The following is an 18,459-nucleotide window of genomic DNA, read 5'->3' as shown; positions in this document are numbered from 1 at the left end:
AAGTATCTATCTTTGATTGCTTTCTCCCACTTTGAACGGATAGAACTTATAGGCAGTTTATTCAATGCGAATATACGTATACCTATTGCTATTCTATCAAATAAAATTTTGATTTCAAGCCCTTATCATGAAATTTGCAGATATTTCACGCTTCCTTAAACTTTAGCGAAACCTATTGACAGACAAGTAAAAAAGTGAGTGCTCTTTTCCTTGCTTAAAGGACTTTTTTCAAATAATGACCGGTGTAGCTTTCAGAAACCGCAGCAATTTCTTCTGGTGTACCAGTTGCAATGATCGTTCCACCGCCTTCGCCACCTTCTGGACCTAGATCAATCACATGGTCCGCTGATTTGATGACATCCAAGTTGTGTTCGATCACTAAAACGGTATTGCCAGCGTCGACAAATCGTTCCAAAACTTTCAACAAACGGGCAATATCATCCGTATGCAGACCAGTCGTTGGTTCATCTAAGATATAAAAACTCTTACCATTGGAATTTTTGTGCAGTTCACTGGCAAGCTTCATCCGTTGCGCTTCCCCACCAGACAAAGTAGTCGCTGGTTGTCCCATCGTGACATAACCTAGACCGACATCGACGATCGTTTGCAATTTTCGATGGATTTTAGGAATATGTTGGAAAAATTCCACTGCATCTTCCACGGTCATATCTAAGATTTCCGAAATATTTTTTCCTTTGTAATGAACTTCTAACGTTTCTGAGTTATAACGTTTGCCATGACAAACCTCACAAGGTACGTAGACATCAGGTAAGAAGTGCATCTCGATCTTGATGATTCCGTCCCCTTTACATGCTTCACAGCGTCCACCTTTTACATTAAAACTAAAGCGGCCTTTTTTATAACCACGGACTTTCGCCTCATTGGTTTTAGCAAATAAATCGCGAATGTCATCAAAGACACTGGTATACGTTGCTGGATTGCTTCGAGGCGTCCGACCGATAGGGCTTTGATCGATATCGATCAATTTCTCAATAGCTTCATAACCAGTAATGGTTTTAAAGCGACCAGGCTTGTTCGAATTCCGATTGATTTTTTGCGCCAAGGCTTTTTTCAAAATTTCGTTGACTAATGTCGATTTACCAGAGCCAGAGACCCCAGTAACGGCGACGAACTTTCCTAATGGAAAATCGACCGAAATGTTTTTCAAGTTATTCTCAGAAGCACCGGTCACACGAATCTTTTCACCATTGCCTTTGCGGCGTTCCGTTGGTGTCGGGATTTGTCGTTTTCCTGATAAGTACTGACCTGTTAAGGAAGACGCATTGGCTGCGACTTCATCAGGAGTGCCTGCAGCGACGATCTCGCCACCTGCGTGTCCTGCACCTGGACCGACATCGATCAAGTAGTCCGCTGCCCGCATCGTGTCTTCGTCATGCTCAACGACGATCAGGGTATTCCCAAGATCACGCATTTTCCGCAATGAATCTAGTAAGCGATCGTTATCCCGTTGGTGAAGACCGATCGATGGCTCATCAAGAATGTAAAGCACCCCAGACAAATTGGAGCCGATTTGTGTTGCCAAACGAATCCGTTGCGCTTCCCCACCAGAGAGTGTGGCTGATGCACGACTCAAGGTCAAATAGTCCAATCCGACATTTTTCAAGAAGCTTAAACGATCATCGACTTCTTTCACGATCGGACGTGCGATCATTTGCTCTTGTTCCGATAGTTTCAATTCTTCGACAAAGTTCAACGCATTGTTGATTGCCATCTCGCTCATTTCACCAATGTGTTTTCCGTTGACTTGTACGCACAGCGCTTGAGGGTTCAAACGATAGCCATGACAAGTTTTACAAGTCAATTCCGTCATATACAAACGCATTTGATCACGGGTGAAATCAGAGTTGGTTTCATGATAACGGCGCTTAATATTTGGTAAGATTCCTTCAAAAGCTACCTCAACATCACGCACGCCACCGAAATCATTCTCATAATGGAAATGGAAAATTTCGCCATTCGAACCATTCAAAATAATGTCTTTGTGTTCTTCTGGCAGCTCTTCAAAGGGTGTGTCCATATCGATATTGAACTCTTGACAGGCTTGTTCCAGCATTTGCGGATAGTACTGTGAACTGATTGGGTTCCAAGGTAATAGTGCGCCTTCACGCAACGTTTTGCTTTGATCGGGAATCACTAGGTCGACATCGACTTCTAGCTTCACACCAAGACCATCACAGTCTGGACAAGCACCAAAAGGCGCATTGAATGAAAAGAGCCGTGGTTCTAATTCACCAACTGTAAAGCCACAATACGGACAAGAATAATGTTCACTGAAAAGCATCTCTTCTTGACCAATCACATCGACTACCGCATAGCCATCAGCTAAACGTAATGCCGCTTCAAAGGAATCAAACAGACGAGAACGGATGCCTTCCTTTACAACGATTCGGTCAATGATGATGGCAATATCATGCTTTTTATTTTTTTCTAATTCAGGCGCTTCGGAGACATCATAGACTTCGCCATCCACCCGCATCCGAACATAACCTTCTCTTTGGATACGTTCGAAGACTTTTTTGTGCTGCCCTTTCTTTTGATAAACGATAGGTGCCAACAATTGGATCTTGGTGCGTTCTGGTAATGCCAAAACTTCATCCACCATCTGCTCAACCGACTGACTAGTAATCTCAATATGATCATTGGGACAGATTGGGTGACCGATTCTGGCGTAAAGAAGCCGCAGATAATCATTGATTTCAGTAACCGTCCCCACTGTTGATCGCGGGTTCTTGCTGGTGGTTTTTTGATCGATAGAAATCGCTGGACTAAGTCCATCAATGCTATCTACGTCGGGTTTATCCATTTGCCCTAAAAACTGACGGGCATACGCCGATAGACTTTCGACATATCGGCGCTGTCCTTCGGCATACAACGTATCAAATGCTAAGGAGCTTTTCCCTGAACCCGAAAGACCAGTTACAACAACGAGCTGGTCTCTGGGAATCGTCACATCGATATTTTTTAAATTATGGGCCCGTGCCCCATGGATCACGATTTTATCATTTGCCATATTGTTTCTCCTTCTAATCAGCAGCTTTTAGCTCAAGAATAGTATCTCTCAAGGTAGCAGCCGTTTCAAAATCCAGTGCTTTCGCAGCATCTTTCATTTCTTTTTCTAATTTCAACAACAAGGTTGCTTTTTCTTCACGACTCAGCTCTTCATAAGAAGTCGTGGTGTATTCGCCAGTTTCTTCCGCCACTTTCGTGATTGCGATCAGATCGCGAATCTCTTTGATGATGGTTTTCGGTACGATTCCATGTTCTTCGTTATAGGCTTCTTGAATACTTCGGCGTCGCGCTGTTTCGTCGATCGCTCGCTGCATCGAATCGGTCATTTTATCGGCGTACATGATTACTTTTCCTTCAGAGTTTCGGGCTGCCCGTCCAATGGTTTGGACTAAGGAGCGTTCGCTGCGCAGGAAGCCTTCCTTATCGGCATCAAGAATCGCAACCAGAGAAACTTCCGGCACGTCTAACCCTTCTCGCAGTAAGTTGATTCCGACCAGTACATCAAATTCACCGAGACGCAGGTCGCGAATGATCTCTGTTCGTTCCAATGTTTTGATGTCACTGTGCAAGTATTTGACTTTGATCCCTAATTCTTTAAAGTAATCCGTCAAATCTTCAGACATTTTTTTCGTCAAGGTCGTGACAAAGACCCGTTCATTTCGCTCAACTCGCTCATTGATTTCTCCTACGAGGTCGTCAATTTGACCCATGATCGGTCGTACTTCGATCACCGGATCTAACAGACCAGTTGGTCGAATGATTTGTTGAACGACGGTATCGGTTTGATCGTATTCATAGGGGCCAGGTGTTGCTGACACATAGACGATTTGATTGACATGTTTCTCAAATTCTTCCAAGCGTAACGGACGGTTGTCCAGTGCAGAAGGCAAACGGAAGCCATAATCCACTAACATTTGTTTTCTAGCACGGTCACCATTATACATCCCACGAACTTGGGGCATCGTTACGTGTGATTCATCGATTACTAATAGAAAATCATCTGGGAAGAAATCCAATAACGTATAAGGCGGTTCCCCTTCTTTTCGTCCATCCATGTGGCGAGAGTAGTTTTCGATCCCTGAGGTATACCCCATTTCTCGCATCATTTCAATATCATAGTTGGTTCGCTGCTCTAAACGCTGTGCTTCCAGCAGCTTATTTTCTGCTCGCAAAACTTTCAGTCGTTCATCGAGTTCACTTTGGATTGAAGCGATCGCATGTTCCATATGGTCTTCATTGGTCACAAAGTGGGTTGCCGGAAAGATCGACACATGTTCGGTGTCACTCATGATCTCGCCCGTCAAGGCATCAACTTCACGAATCCGATCGATTTCATCGCCAAAAAACTCAATGCGTAACGCTCGCTCATCACGAGAAGCTGGGAAAATCTCCACAACATCGCCGCGCACGCGAAAACGCCCCCGTTGAAAATCGATGTCGTTTCGTTCAAATTGGATCTCGATCAATTCTTTTAATAGTTGATCCCGAGACTTTTCCATCCCTACTCGTAAAGAAACAACTTGTCTTGCATACTCGATCGGCGAACCTAAACCGAAAATACAAGAGACAGAAGCTACAACGATCACATCGTTTCTCTCTAATAAAGAACTTGTCGCCGAGTGACGGAGCTTATCGATTTCATCGTTGACACTGGAGTCTTTTTCGATGTATGTATCACTGGAAGGAACATACGCTTCTGGTTGATAGTAATCATAGTAACTGACAAAATACTCGACTGCATTATTTGGAAAGAAGTCCTTGAACTCGCCATATAATTGTCCAGCCAATGTTTTATTATGGGCAATGATCAATGTCGGTTTATTGACTTCTTTGATTAGATTAGAAATCGTATAAGTCTTACCGGTCCCAGTGGCTCCCAACAAAATCTGTGCTTTTTTTCCACCGACCACCCCGTCAACCAATTGATGGATCGCTTCTGGTTGATCCCCAGCTGGTTGATATTTTGATACTAAGTCAAATTCATGGGAAGTTGTTCTTTCGATCATCTTCATTCCCCCTCGATTATTCTAAACGACAACAAAAAAAGAAAAACTCGCTGCCGCTTTTCCATAAATAAGTATATCATAGCGAACATACTTTCGCCATCATTTGCTATGAAAGTTTCATGCGATTAAGCATAACTTAACATGTTTGATTTTCTAACATCTAATGTGAGGTTTAAACGATTTTGTCATATTTTTAAAGAGAAAGACTTGTGTGTTGAAGAAAAAATCCATATAATCTATAAATACGTTATATCTAAAGGGGGAATTTTCTTGAAAAGAAAACACATGTCCTTCGCTTTAATCGCGCTGATTATCAGCATTTTTACGCTCTCAGTAAAGTCAGCAAGTGCGGAGGAAACTACGTATAAGATAGGAACAGATTTAACATTTGCTCCTTTCGAATTCCAAAATGAAAATAATGAATACGTTGGGATCGATATAGATTTATTAAATGCGATCGCAGAAGATCAAGGTTTTGCAGTTGATTTACGTCCTTTAGGTTTTGACGCATCCATTCAAGGCGTGCAATCAAATCAGTTAGATGGCATGATCGCTGGGATGAGTATCACAGATGAACGTAAAGAAACCTTTGATTTCTCTGATCCTTATTTCGATAGTGGGATTCAAATGGCAGTAGCTGCTGACAATGACAGTATTACTAGCTACGAGGATCTTGAAGGCGAAACGGTCGGTGCAAAGGTTGGTACCGAAAGTGCCCGCTTTCTAGAAAGCAGTAAAGACCAATATGGCTACGACATCAAATTATATGATGACGCTACTGGACTATATGGCGCTGTACGCAATGGTACTGTGGCAGCCGCTTTTGATGATTATCCAGTGCTTGGCTATGCTATCAACAATGGCGAACCAATGAAGCTTGTCGGCGAACCTGAAAAAGGCGCTTCTTACGGATTTGCCGTCAGAAAAGGCCAAAATCAAGAACTCCTTGAAAAATTCAACGCTGGTTTAGCCAATATGAAAGCTTCCGGCAAATACGACGAAATCGTCAATACTTACATCACAACGTCTGATACAGATGCAGGCACTAGTGAAATGGTGAAAGTCGAACCAAAGAAAGATGTTTACCGAATTGCCAGTGACTCAGCCTTCGCTCCATTTGAATTCCAAAATGAAGACAATGAGTATGTAGGGATCGATGTTGATTTAATGAACCGGGCGGCAGAATTGCAAGGGTTCAACATCGAATTCAATTTCATCGGTTTTTCCGGAGCTTTGCAAGCCTTGGATGGTAACCAAGCAGATGGGATGATCGCTGGGATGACAATCACTGATGAGCGTCGTCAATCCTACGACTTCTCTGATTCTTACTTTGAAAGCGGCATTCAGCTCGCTGTAAAAGAAGGCAATGATTCCATCAATTCCTATGAAGATTTAGATGGAAAAACCGTTGGTGCGAAAGTGGGAACAGAAAGTGCAGACTTCTTGATCGCCAACGAAGAGAAATATGGCTATTCGATCAAATATTATGATGCTGCCGATCAATTATATGCGGCTGTTAACGGTGGGCAAATCGATGCCATGATGGATGATTATCCAGTGATTGGTTATGCCATCAGCCAAGGTCAAAAACTAGTGACACCGATTGAAAAAGAATCTGGTGGTCAGTACGGATTTGCGGTGAAAAAAGGCCAAAATCCTGAACTAATCCAAATGTTCAATGAAGCATTGAAAGAAATGAAACGGACTGGCGAGTACGATCAAATCATCAATAAATACATTGAAGATGGCTCTGCCACAGAAAAACGAGTGGATGAATCAACGATCACTGGTTTGATCAGCAACAACTATAACGTCTTATTAAAAGGTTTATGGAATACCCTTTTACTAGCATTGATTTCTTTTGCCTTAGCATTAGTGATCGGCATCATTTTTGGACTATTTAGTGTTGCTCCAATCAAAGCATTGCGGGTTTTTGCAGGGATCTATGTTGATATCATTCGTGGTATTCCTATGATGGTATTGGCTTTCTTCATCTTCTTCGGACTTTCCGATGCCATTGGTATCACGATTCCCGACTTTGCAGCCGGGGTCATTACATTGACTTTAAATGCCAGTGCCTATATCGCTGAGATCGTCCGTGGCGGGATCAATGCGGTGCCAAAAGGTCAGATGGAAGCCTCTCGTAGTTTGGGGATGACCTACACTCGGACAATGCAGAAAATCATTTTACCGCAAGCGATCAAAATCATGATTCCATCTTTCGTTAACCAATTTGTTATCTCGTTGAAAGATACAACGATCATCTCGGTTATCGGAGTCGTAGAATTATTGCAAACTGGGAAAATCATCGTTGCTCGGACTACGCAAAGTACCTATGTTTACTTGATCATCGCGATTATTTACTTAGTCGTGATCACAGCTTTAACGAAACTTGCAAAAGTTTTAGAAAAGAAGGTGAAATAGCATGAAAGAAAAAATCTTAGTTGAAAATCTTGTGAAAAAATACGGCGACAATACCGTATTGAATAATATCAATGTTTCAATCGCTGAAGGAGAAGTCGTTTGTGTGATCGGTCCTTCAGGTTCTGGGAAATCGACGTTCTTACGCTGTTTGAACCGCTTAGAAGAACCAACCAGCGGCGATATTATCGTTGACGGCGCACATCTGATGGATAAAAACACCAATATCAATGCTGTTCGTCAACATATCGGCATGGTGTTTCAGCATTTCAATCTCTTCCCTCACTTGTCGGTTTTAGAAAATATCATTTTAGCACCGATGGATCTAAAAAATGCTTCTCGGCAAGAAGCGGAAAAGAACGCAATTCGTTTATTAGAAACGGTCGGTTTGGCAGATAAAAAAGACATGTACCCTGACAATCTGTCTGGAGGACAAAAACAACGGGTGGCGATCGCTAGAGCTTTAGCAATGAATCCCGATGTGATGTTGTTCGATGAACCAACCTCCGCACTCGATCCAGAAATGGTTGGCGATGTACTCAATGTTATGAAGGATTTGGCAAAACAAGGAATGACCATGGTGATCGTTACTCACGAGATGGGGTTTGCCAAAGAAGTAGCAAACCGTGTGATGTTTATTGACGGCGGGAACTTCTTGGAAGACGGTACACCTGAGCAAATCTTTACCAATCCTAAGCATGAGCGTACCAAAGACTTCTTAGACAAAGTATTGAATATTTAAAAAAGCCTCTGCAACAGTCCGACGAAGGAACTGTTGCAGAGGTTTTCTTTATTGTTTGTTCCGTTTCGTTTCATCTGCGATCCGCTTTTGATTTTCCCCCAAAAACACTTTTGTATCGATGGGGTTTGCTTTGTTCGCCCCGCCGATGCCAGTATCAACCATTTTCCCCCAGCCCTTCAACGGCTCTTTCCCCGCTGCACGAAGCTTGGCATTTTTTAACCGTAATGCCTGTTTTTTTGTTTCTTTTTTCGCTTGATGTTTTGCTTGCCAGTCCCTTAAGATCTTCATTCCCTCTTCCTCTCTTTTCTATTAAAACAATGCCACATTCAAATGCTCGAAAACATTCCCAACGATCTGTTTGCGTCAAATGCCCTTTGCCACTGAAGCCGTATTTTTTTATCTTGTAGTTGACTATAGTATATCACGTGAATTTCATAATCATCAGGAATAGAGACTAAATTTTATTAAAACTATGAAATGCAATTTGAAATCGAGTAGTCAGATCAGGAGTGGCATGTTACACTTATTAAAGAACACTCCCTCCATAACTGCATAAGCTGTATAAATACATTGATTCTTTTGTTTAACCATCGGTTAGAACCCTTCTTATAAAAAACCAACCTTAAAATAACAACAAAAGAAAAATGCAGAAAATTACTTTGGAGGCATACATCGTATGAAAACCATCTATTTCTTTCCCTTACTGATTTTCCTTTCCTTATCACTCACAGGCTGTACCCTGATTGACGAACTCCTGGATGAAACGCGACAAAGCAGTTCTTCATTAGAAACAGCGGTGACTTCTCAATCATTGTCAATGGATTCGGAAGTTAGAAGCTCTTCCTCTACTGAAAAGCAAACAACGTCTACTACAATTGACACAAGCAGCTCTTCTGACAGCCTTGATCAACAGTCAGTAAGTACCGAAGATTCCACCTCTCACTTCTCCTATTGCGAGCAATTGCAGATTGGATTGCCACGACGTTGGAATAGAACCGTCACCAAAGATTTGCTCCACCAATTGCAAGAAGGAATGTCCTGCGATCAAGTATTAGAGATCATGGGTGGACTGCCTTCTTGGCGACTAGCGATTCTAGGCGTGGAATCCAATGCCTGGATCAATCAAGAGGGCGAAGCGATCATCGTTACCCTTTCCAACCGAACCGTTACTGGCGTTACCTGGCATGATCAGTTTTCTGAAACAGAAATTGAGTAATCCATTAAGCGATCTCTCGTAACTAAGATTGGCAAAATGCGTGATGAAATTCAAACACCTCTATTATCATGAGTCGTCTAAAAAACTTAGGAGTTGAAGGATAAAATGAAACTGAATCGTCCTCTGAAAAAAATCCGGGAGCATCGCAGAAGAAGTCTTTTGCTTTGTTTGGGCATTAGTTGTTTTTTACTCGGAGCTGTCCTCTTCTACAGCGAAAATCAACCAGCAGCTGCCTACGAGCAGTTTTTAGAGATCGATTACTTAACTGCTTTACTGGAAGAAAGACCTTCCCCTGAATCCATCAGCGATCTTGGCCTCGATCTCATCAAACGTAGTGATCGGGTAAACCAAGAGCGCAGTGCCATTAACCGAAAGCGGCGCCGCGAAAATGTGATCGTCACGGAAGAGACTAGAAAAGTTTTTTCTCCCGATCAAGGAGCAATGGTTGATGAAGTAAGAAAAGTAACCACTCGTTTACCTGATTCAGCCATTGATTTGTTATCAACGATGGCTGACAGCAGCGCTCTCGAGACAAAAAGAGTTCCTTTAGGTTCAAGGGACAAACTGTCCAAAATCAGCTTTGATTTTGACTCCGATAACGCGGGAAATGAACATTTATCTAGAATTACATTGGTTGATGTCCCAGAATTTTTCGGTATTGATTTCTCACAATTCGGGAAAGAGGATGATATTGAGGAGATCAAAGAGACATTGATCGAACAGTATGGTTTAGATGCTCACATCAGAGACGTTAGCGCCATTCGGAGACTTTTCTTTGTTCATGAAGGATTTGAGTTTTACATTAGTCAAACCTATAATCCAAACGGAGTCGGCATCACTGTCCAAGCAGTAGAACCATAAACAAAAACTATCGAACCCCCGTCTCTTTGCGGGTTTAACAAAAAAGGCGTCTGCGAATCCAAACGCAGGCACCTTTTTTCTACTTCTATTTTTATTTAGGCAAAAACGATCGACCAATTGTCACGTTCATCAAGAAATTCTTGCGCTAATTTTTGCGCACCCTCTAAGGTATGGTTCGCCGCCCAACCGCATTGCACTTCATTGCTGGCAGGTACTTCAGTTGCTTGCAAAACGTCCTTCATGGTTTTTTCTAGGACGGTCAAAATCTCTTCATAATCGTCATGATTCAAGACAGTCAAATAAAAGCCGGTTTGGCAGCCCATTGGCGACCAGTCCACGATATAATCCGCATGATTACGAATCAATTCTGCCGTCAAATGTTCTAGCGAGTGCAGACTTGCCATATCCATATGCGCTTGGTTCGGCTGCTTCAAACGGACATCATATTTGATGATGGTATCATTCGTTCCTTGTTTTTTATCGGCAACCCGTACATAAGGTGCTTTGACTTTCGTATGATCCAAATTAAAGCTTTCAACATTCATTTTCATTGTACTTCTCTCCTACTCTTTTTGTGCTTCCACAAGCCAAACATACTCATTGATCTGCTTAAAACGACTGGTAAACCCATGCTGACGAAAGTATCGTTCGATATCCGCTGTGACTGGATAGTACTCTCTTTGCAGATCAGCGGCTAGTCGCTGGTGACCAGCTTGCCGTGCTTCATCGATTCGTTCCATTTTGTGGGCTAGAGAAAGAAACATCGTATCCCCGAAAAGCACTTGCCCGCCTTTGGGCAGCATCGCAGCATATTTGCCGATTACCCGTTGTTTTTCGTCCTCCGTAAGATGATGAAAAACATAGGTAGAAACGATCGTATCAATCACATCCGTGATCTCAGGAAAAACCTCCATATCACCATCTACAAAAGTCACTTTAGAAAGACTGGGTTTTGACTTGGCGATTCGCCGCATCTCTGGCGATGGCTCGATTGCCAGCACGTTTTTTCCTTGATCAAGCAGAGCTTGTGTTAGATTTCCAGTTCCACTACCAAATTCTACCACAGACTGCCCTGCTTTTTCAGCAATTTCAGCGAGTAACTGTCCATATTTGAAAAAAACCGCTCGATATTCTTCATCCTTACCTGCAACTGTTTCATCGTACTCAGCTGCCCAGTCAGAAAAAATTGGAATAAACTCTCTCCCCATCACTAGCTACCTGCCTTTTCAAACGCTTGCTCTAAATCTGCCTGCAGATCCTCACCGTCTTCGATGCCGAGAGACAACCGAATCAAGCCATCTTTGATCCCAGATTGCTCACGAATTTCTTTAGGGATCGAGGCATGGGTCATCACGGCTGGCACTTCTACCAAGCTTTCCACGCCACCTAAGCTTTCTGCTAAAGTAAAAATCTTTAATGATTCAACAAATTCTGCTGTTTTCGATTCATCGTTTAGTTCAAAAGATATCATACCGCTATACCCAGACATCTGTGATTTGGCGATCTCATGTCCTTCATGGGCAATCAATCCTGGATAATACACGTTTGCGACAGCTGGATGTGCTTGTAAGTAGTGAGCAATTTTCATCGCGTTGTTTTGATGTGCTTCCATCCGCAAAGCAAGAGTTTTGATGCTTCGTTGAATCAACCAGCTATCATGAGGCCCCAATACACCACCAATGGCGTTTTGTAAAAAAGCAATTCTTTCGGCGATTTTTGGCTCTTTGGCAACCGCTAACCCAGCTACTACATCACTGTGTCCACCGAGATACTTGGTAGCACTGTGAATCACAATATCTGCGCCTAATTGTAGCGGCTTTTGAAAGTAAGGGGTCGCAAAGGTATTATCCACGATCGTCAAAATGTCCTGTTTTTTAGCTAGTTGGGCAACGATTGCGATGTCCGTGATCTTCAATAATGGATTAGTCGGCGTTTCCAGAAAGATCGCTTTGGTTTCTGGAAGGATGGCTGCTTCAACGGCAGCTAGCTCATTTGTTTTGACAAGTGTATAAGACAATCCGCTTTTTTCTAATACTTGATGGAGCAAACGAAACGTCCCGCCATATACATCATCCCCTAAAATGACATGGTCTCCAGTCTGAAACAGCGAGAAGACCGCATGGGTGGCTGCTAATCCAGAGGCAAAAGCAAACCCTTGGGCGCCTTCTTCCAGATCCGCAATCAATTCTTCTAAGGCAAATCGAGTTGGATTGCCTGAACGACTGTATTCATATTGCTTTGGCTGACCAAGAGCATTTTGCCGATAGGTTGATGTTTGGTAAATTGGCACACTAACAGCACCAGTCATTTCGTCTTCGCTGATACCGCCGTGGATTACTTTTGTATTAAAATGCATGGTTTACTCCTCCTATGAATGGGGTGATTGCTGATTCACCCGCATAAATCTGTTTTGATAGATAGCGATCGCCTCCATCTGGAAAGACGGTAACGATCGAGCTTCCAGTTGGTAATTCGAGGCTTTCTTTTACTGCTGCTGCCATCGCCGCTCCACTTGAACTTCCAACAAGCAAACCATAGTTTCTTGCCAAGTAACGAGTAAAAGCAAAGCCTTCCGCATCACTGATCGTATAAATTTGATCAATAAGCAAATCGTCAAAAAATTGGGGAATGAACTCAACACCGATCCCTTCAATCTCATGTCCATGGGCAGGCCCGCCATTTAAGATCGATCCTTCTGGTTCAACGACAGCAAGTCGAGTGCTTGATTTTTGCTTCTTTAAGTATGTTGCGACACCCGCGAAGGTCCCCCCGCTGCCAGCTCCAGCAACAAAGCTGTCAATTTTTCCAGATAACTCCTGAAAGATCTCTGGGCCTAAGGTTGCTTGGTAGGCTGCAGGATTGTTTTGATTGTGAAATTGCATTGGCATATAACTATTTGGTAGCTGTTTTGCTATTTCCTTTGCTTTTTCAATCGCCCCTTGAATGCCTGCTTCAGTGGGCGTATGAACGATGGTCCCGCCCAACGCTTCAATCAGTTGCTGCTTTTCAAGGCTAAATTTTTCAGGAATGACAAAAATCATTTTTAAGCCATACTCGATTCCAGCTAAAGCTAAACCAATTCCAGTATTTCCCGCTGTCGGTTCGATAACGGTTGTCTCATGATCGATCACATGCTCGCGAAACGCTTCATCGATCAAATACTTTCCTAAGCGGTCCTTGATACTTCCACCAGGATTTAAATACTCAAGTTTCGCATAGATGGTACTTCCCTTTTTGCCGCCAAATGCTGCGGCATCAAATTCAAAGAATGGGGTGTGCCCAATCAATGCTTTTATATTATTAACGATCATCGCTCGACTCCTCGCTCAACTTTGTTTGGCACAACTCGTATGCTTCATGTACCCATTTTCATTTGCAATCATCAGCCGTCGCCAATGAAAGCGGTAAAAAACAGCAAACAAAAAGGGGTACTGACTATTACATCAGTACCCCAAAAAAATGTCGTCTTATCCGGATAGAAGTGAATCACTAAAGAAACTTCAGCGATCTTATGCGACAAAGGAACTAATAATAGGCATGACAAATCGGTATGCTGCTTTTTGCACCATACAACAACAACAGGTAGTTTGTGTGTTGACGTTTGTCATGTCTTGTTCCCTCCTTTAATTTGCTTGTTATCAAAATAGCACGACTCTTTTTTATTGTCAAACGTTTTTTGAAATCACCGAGCACACATTGATGATCTTTAATAAAATAACATTATAGAGGATAGTAAGCACTCACATAGGCATCCACGGCTTTGATCGCTGCTGCAACATCTTCTGCAGAAACCGGAAATGGCATATTGTGGATCGTTTCCCCTTCGATGGTTGCTTGCTCGCCAATTTTTAATAGGTCTGCATCGCTGGCTTCCGCAAGATGCATGTCGGATAATGTCGTCGGTAATTCTAATGCCTGATACAATTCTATATATTGGTCGAGCTCTTCAGGATCTGCATTTTCCAGCATCAATTGTGTGAGTGTTCCGTAAGCAACCTTCTCACCATGGGTCAGATCATGAACGTCTCCTTCAAGGGCTGTCAAGCCATTATGAATCGCATGAGCTGCTGCCAGACCTGCACTTTCAAAGCCTAATCCACTAAGCAAAGTGTTTGCTTCCACGATTTGTTCAAAAGCTTCGGTAACGACTTGTTTTTTATTCGCTTGATAGGCTTTTAAGGCATTCTCAAAAAGGATCTCTTCGCATTTTTCAGCGATCGCCATGCTGGCAATTGGTTGCACCCCGCCGACCATATTTTTACTATGGCTTCGAGCAACAGCACGTGCCTCGACATAGGTTGCGAGTGCATCCGCAATACCAGCGGCTAGTAATTTGGCAGGCGCTTTGGCAATCACAGCGGTATCCACTAAGACAAGTTCAGGATTTTTGTTATAAAAACGATACTTTTCAAAACGACCTTCATCAGTATAAATAACAGAAAGTGCCGAAGTTGGTGCATCAGTGGAGGCAATCGTTGGCAAAACAGCAATCGGTATTTTCAATTCATCCGCAACAGCTTTCCCAGTATCGATGGCTTTCCCACCACCTAATGCGGCAATCACTTCGATTGATTCACTTTTGGCTTTAGAGACGATACGATCGATTTCATTTGCAGAAGCTTCTCCACCAAAAATTTCTTTTACCGGTTCTAACTCGGCTGCTTTCAGGTTCTCAAATAGTTCTTCACCGGCAATTTTCCAAACAGTTTCATCGGTCAAAAGAAGCACTTTCTTTCCTAAATCTTTGATATGGGATAACCCATGCTTCAAGACCCCTTTTCCTTGAACGTATCGTGACGGACTCGCAAATATTCTTTCCATTGTATCTCCTCCTTTAATTGGTCTACTTTTATTGTGACACACTAAGCAAGCGATTTCAAAGGAAAAGAAAAAAAGATGGCCAAGAAGATTCGATTCTTGCCCATACTGCACATTTATAGCCATACAAACACTCATGCCCTTATAAAACGGATGGTTTTATAAGGGCATGAGTTGGATTTTTTCATGGTTATTTCTTTTTCCCACCAAAAGCATCTTTCATTTTATCAAAAAATCCTTCTGGTTGTTGTTCGTTCGTTTCATGGCCACTGGCTTTTGCATAAGCCCGCAATGCCTCTTTTTGTTCCTCATTTAAGTTCTTAGGTGTGATCAGCTTCACTTTGACCTGTTGATCGCCATTGCCGCCTCCCCGTAAGCGAGGGGCTCCCTTACCGCGTAAGCGGAAGTTTGTGCCTGTTTGCGTACCAGCTGGAATTTTTAATTTCACATTCCCATGAACCGTTGGTACATTGACTTCGTCGCCTAAAGCAGCTTGGACAAAGTTTAACGGCAGTTCGTAATAAATTTCCGACCCATCACGGTCAAAAATATCACTTTCTTCCACTCGGAAAACAACGTACAGATCACCATAAGGACCACCATTGGTGCCAGCTTCTCCTTGACCAGACAAGCGCATTTGTTGTCCATCTTCGACACCTGCAGGTACGTTGACTTTCACACTGTGTTTTTTCTTTTCATGGCCAGTACCATGACATGTTGTACATGGTTCTTTGATTTCTTTCCCAGTTCCATGACAAACATCACAGGTTTGACGGCTCATCACACGACCAAGCGGTGTTTGACGTTCAACATTGATGGTACCTGCACCATGACATTTATGACAGGTTTCTGGTGAAGTACCTGGTTTTGCCCCGTTCCCACCGCAGGTATGACAGGTTTCTTCACGATTGTATTGAACAGTTTTTTCCACTCCGAAAATCGCTTCTTCAAAGGAAAGATCAACCGCATATTGCAAGTCCGCTCCTTGTCGAGGTGCATTAGGATTGGCTGCTCTGCCGCCTCCACCACCGAAAAACGATTCGAAAATGTCTTCAAATCCACCAAAACCGCCACCGGAGAATCCGCCACTGTTAAAGCCGCCGAATCCACCGCCATAACCGCCTCCGTAGTTCGGATCGGTACCAGCATGACCATACTGGTCATAAGCAGCTCTTTTTTGGGAATCACTTAATATTTCATAGGCCTCAGAAATCTCTTTAAACTTTGCTTCTGCATCAGGTTCTTTATTGATGTCTGGATGATATTGTTTTGAAAGCTTACGATAAGCTTTTTTGATTTCGTCATCCGAAGCCCCTTTTTGTAGACCTAAGACCTCATAATAATCTCTTTTGTCTGCCATTGGCTTCCCTCCACTATATTCTTGCGTCTCTCGTATTTTAGCATATAATTCGCTCTAGAAAAATACGTTTCGCAAATTCATAAGAAAAAGCCAAAGCGGTGACTTTGGCTTTTTCACAAACAGCGATTATTTATCGTCACCGTCTACTTCTTCAAAGTCGGCGTCAACCACATCGTCTGCGCCGCCTTGTGCAGCTTCTGGATTTTCTTGTGCTTGTTGTTGTGCTGCTTGTTCGTATAATTTAACAGTTAAGTTTTGTACGATTTCATTCAAAGCATCACGTTTCGTTTTCATTTCTTCTAAGTTGTTTGCTTCAAGTGCAGCTTTCAACTCATCACGAGCTTCTTCCGCTTTTTTGACTTCGTCTGCATCCACTTTGCCTTCAAGCTCTTTCAATGTTTTATCAACAGTGAACAACAAAGCATCGACGTCATTGCGTAGATCAACTTCTTCTTTGCGTTGTTTGTCGGCTTCAGCGTTTGCTTCAGCATCTTTTACCATGCGTTCGATTTCTTCATCTGATAAACCTGAAGATGATTTGATCGTGATTTTTTGTTCTTTTTGTGTACCTAAATCTTTTGCAGAAACATTGACGATCCCATTTTTATCGATATCAAATGTTACTTCGATTTGAGGGATGCCACGAGGTGCTGGTGGAATATCCGTCAATTGGAATCTACCTAATGTTTTGTTGTCAGCTGCCATTGGGCGTTCTCCTTGCAAGACATGGATATCAACGGCTGGTTGATTGTCTGCTGCAGTTGAGAAGACTTGTGATTTACTTGTAGGGATCGTTGTGTTACGATCGATCAGTTTTGTGAAGACGGCACCCATTGTTTCGATACCTAATGATAATGGTGTAACGTCTAGTAAGACGACATCTTTCACATCACCTGTGATCACGCCACCTTGGATCGCAGCACCCATCGCTACCACTTCATCTGGGTTTACTGATTTGTTTGGTTCTTTATTGGTTTCTTTACGAACAGCATCAACTACTGCTGGAATACGTGTTGAACCACCAACTAAGATGACTTCATCGATTTCTGATTGTGACAAGCCAGCATCTTTCAAAGCTTGGCGTACTGGAATTTTTGTCCGTTCGACTAGGTCTGCGGTCAATTCATCGAATTTCGCACGAGTCAAGGTCATTTCCAAGTGCAATGGACCAGCATCACCAGCTGTGATAAATGGCAAGCTGATTTGAGTACTTGTTACACCTGACAAGTCTTTTTTCGCTTTTTCAGCAGCATCTTTCAAACGTTGCAAGGCCATTTTGTCTTTTCCAAGATCAATGCCGTTTTCTTTTTTGAATTCTGCTACCATGTGGTCGATGATTTTGTTATCAAAGTCATCCCCACCTAGGTTGTTGTCCCCAGCAGTTGATAATACGTCAAAGACGCCATCCCCTAATTCAAGGATCGATACGTCGAAAGTACCACCACCTAAGTCAAAGACTAGGATTTTTTCATCTTTATCTGTTTTATCTAACCCATAAGCTAAAGCTGCGGCAGTTGGTTCGTTGACGATCCGTTCTACTTCAAGACCGGCAATTTTACCAGCATCTTTGGTTGCTTGACGTTGCGCATCGTTGAAGTATGCAGGAACAGTAATGACTGCTTTTTCAACTTTTTCACCTAAATAGTCTTCAGCAAATCCTTTGATGTATTGAAGAACCATTGCGGAAACTTCTTGTGGTGTGTAAGATTTGCCTTCAACTTCTACTTTGTATCCAGCTTCACCCATATGGCGTTTAATAGAAGAAATCGTATTCGGGTTTGTTACTGCTTGGCGTTTTGCAACTTCCCCTACTTGGATCTCACCGTTTTTGAATGAGACAACAGAAGGTGTGGTACGGTTTCCTTCTGGATTCGTAATGATTTTTGCTTCGCCGCCTTCAAGGACAGCAACAGCTGAGTTTGTTGTTCCTAAGTCGATACCGATAATTTTACTCATAAGTAATACACTCCCTTTTTTAATTTAAACATCTACTTATAGATAGAAA

The 18,459-nt window shown here is 42.6% G+C and carries 14 protein-coding genes; 4 read left to right on the top strand and 10 right to left on the bottom strand.

Annotated elements, in window-relative coordinates; genetic code table 11:
* Nucleotides 1–214: 214 nt before the first annotated feature.
* Nucleotides 215–3,031, bottom strand: a complete 2,817-nt coding sequence (uvrA, locus tag IGI82_RS08330) for an excinuclease ABC subunit UvrA (RefSeq protein WP_438842033.1) — start codon at nucleotides 3,029–3,031, stop codon at nucleotides 215–217.
* A 13-nt stretch (nucleotides 3,032–3,044) separates the two neighbouring features.
* A complete protein-coding gene (gene uvrB, locus IGI82_RS08325) occupies nucleotides 3,045–5,036 on the bottom strand; it encodes an excinuclease ABC subunit UvrB (protein WP_008382187.1) in 1,992 nt (663 codons plus the stop codon).
* A 270-nt stretch (nucleotides 5,037–5,306) separates the two neighbouring features.
* Between uvrB and IGI82_RS08320 the strand changes: the two genes are divergently transcribed.
* Nucleotides 5,307–7,460 (top strand): amino acid ABC transporter substrate-binding protein/permease, encoded by a 2,154-nt coding sequence (locus IGI82_RS08320; RefSeq protein ID WP_438842032.1) that lies wholly within the window; start codon nucleotides 5,307–5,309, stop codon nucleotides 7,458–7,460.
* A 1-nt stretch (nucleotide 7,461) separates the two neighbouring features.
* Nucleotides 7,462–8,199, top strand: coding sequence for an amino acid ABC transporter ATP-binding protein (locus IGI82_RS08315; RefSeq protein WP_005225946.1), 738 nt, complete (start codon nucleotides 7,462–7,464; stop codon nucleotides 8,197–8,199).
* A gap of 48 nt (nucleotides 8,200–8,247) precedes the next feature.
* On the opposite strand, the gene IGI82_RS08310 is transcribed toward IGI82_RS08315, so the two are convergent.
* A complete protein-coding gene (locus IGI82_RS08310) occupies nucleotides 8,248–8,487 on the bottom strand; it encodes a hypothetical protein (protein ID WP_015509602.1) in 240 nt (79 codons plus the stop codon).
* Nucleotides 8,488–8,875: 388 nt separating this feature from the next.
* On the opposite strand from IGI82_RS08310, the gene IGI82_RS08305 reads away from it, so the two are divergent.
* Both IGI82_RS08305 and IGI82_RS08300 read left to right on the top strand, forming a co-directional pair.
* Nucleotides 8,876–9,415, top strand: a complete 540-nt coding sequence (locus tag IGI82_RS08305; protein ID WP_438842031.1) for a hypothetical protein — start codon at nucleotides 8,876–8,878, stop codon at nucleotides 9,413–9,415.
* Between the two features lie 105 nt (nucleotides 9,416–9,520).
* The gene (locus IGI82_RS08300) at nucleotides 9,521–10,276 is read left to right on the top strand and encodes a Tat pathway signal sequence domain protein (protein ID WP_087627403.1); all 756 of its coding nucleotides are present in this window, start codon (nucleotides 9,521–9,523) and stop codon (nucleotides 10,274–10,276) included.
* Between the two features lie 95 nt (nucleotides 10,277–10,371).
* On the opposite strand, the gene IGI82_RS08295 is transcribed toward IGI82_RS08300, so the two are convergent.
* The 7 genes from IGI82_RS08295 to dnaK form a co-directional block, all read right to left on the bottom strand.
* Nucleotides 10,372–10,827 carry an S-ribosylhomocysteine lyase gene (locus IGI82_RS08295; RefSeq protein WP_087627402.1) on the bottom strand — a complete coding sequence of 152 codons (456 nt, stop codon included), beginning with the start codon at nucleotides 10,825–10,827 and terminating at the stop codon, nucleotides 10,372–10,374.
* A 12-nt stretch (nucleotides 10,828–10,839) separates the two neighbouring features.
* The gene (locus tag IGI82_RS08290; protein ID WP_438842030.1) at nucleotides 10,840–11,484 is read right to left on the bottom strand and encodes a class I SAM-dependent methyltransferase; all 645 of its coding nucleotides are present in this window, start codon (nucleotides 11,482–11,484) and stop codon (nucleotides 10,840–10,842) included.
* A gap of 2 nt (nucleotides 11,485–11,486) precedes the next feature.
* On the bottom strand, nucleotides 11,487–12,632 hold the full coding sequence (locus tag IGI82_RS08285) for a cystathionine gamma-synthase (RefSeq protein WP_074934015.1): 1,146 nt from the start codon (nucleotides 12,630–12,632) through the stop codon (nucleotides 11,487–11,489).
* Nucleotides 12,622–13,587 (bottom strand): PLP-dependent cysteine synthase family protein, encoded by a 966-nt coding sequence (locus IGI82_RS08280; protein ID WP_074536418.1) that lies wholly within the window; start codon nucleotides 13,585–13,587, stop codon nucleotides 12,622–12,624. The genes IGI82_RS08285 and IGI82_RS08280 overlap by 11 nt, the downstream gene beginning before the upstream one ends.
* A gap of 409 nt (nucleotides 13,588–13,996) precedes the next feature.
* Nucleotides 13,997–15,097, bottom strand: coding sequence for a glycerol dehydrogenase (locus IGI82_RS08275; RefSeq protein ID WP_034857973.1), 1,101 nt, complete (start codon nucleotides 15,095–15,097; stop codon nucleotides 13,997–13,999).
* Between the two features lie 187 nt (nucleotides 15,098–15,284).
* A complete protein-coding gene (gene dnaJ / locus IGI82_RS08270) occupies nucleotides 15,285–16,454 on the bottom strand; it encodes a molecular chaperone DnaJ (protein ID WP_005225937.1) in 1,170 nt (389 codons plus the stop codon).
* Nucleotides 16,455–16,580: 126 nt separating this feature from the next.
* Nucleotides 16,581–18,410, bottom strand: coding sequence for a molecular chaperone DnaK (gene dnaK / locus IGI82_RS08265; RefSeq protein WP_005225936.1), 1,830 nt, complete (start codon nucleotides 18,408–18,410; stop codon nucleotides 16,581–16,583).
* Nucleotides 18,411–18,459: the final 49 nt, after the last annotated feature.

The sequence above is a fragment of the Enterococcus sp. AZ067 genome, assembly GCF_051715005.1.
Taxonomy (GTDB): Bacteria; Bacillota; Bacilli; order Lactobacillales; family Enterococcaceae; genus Enterococcus_D; species Enterococcus_D casseliflavus.
The sequence above is the reverse complement of the archived record's forward strand: the minus strand, read 5'-3'. Positions and strand labels throughout refer to the sequence as shown.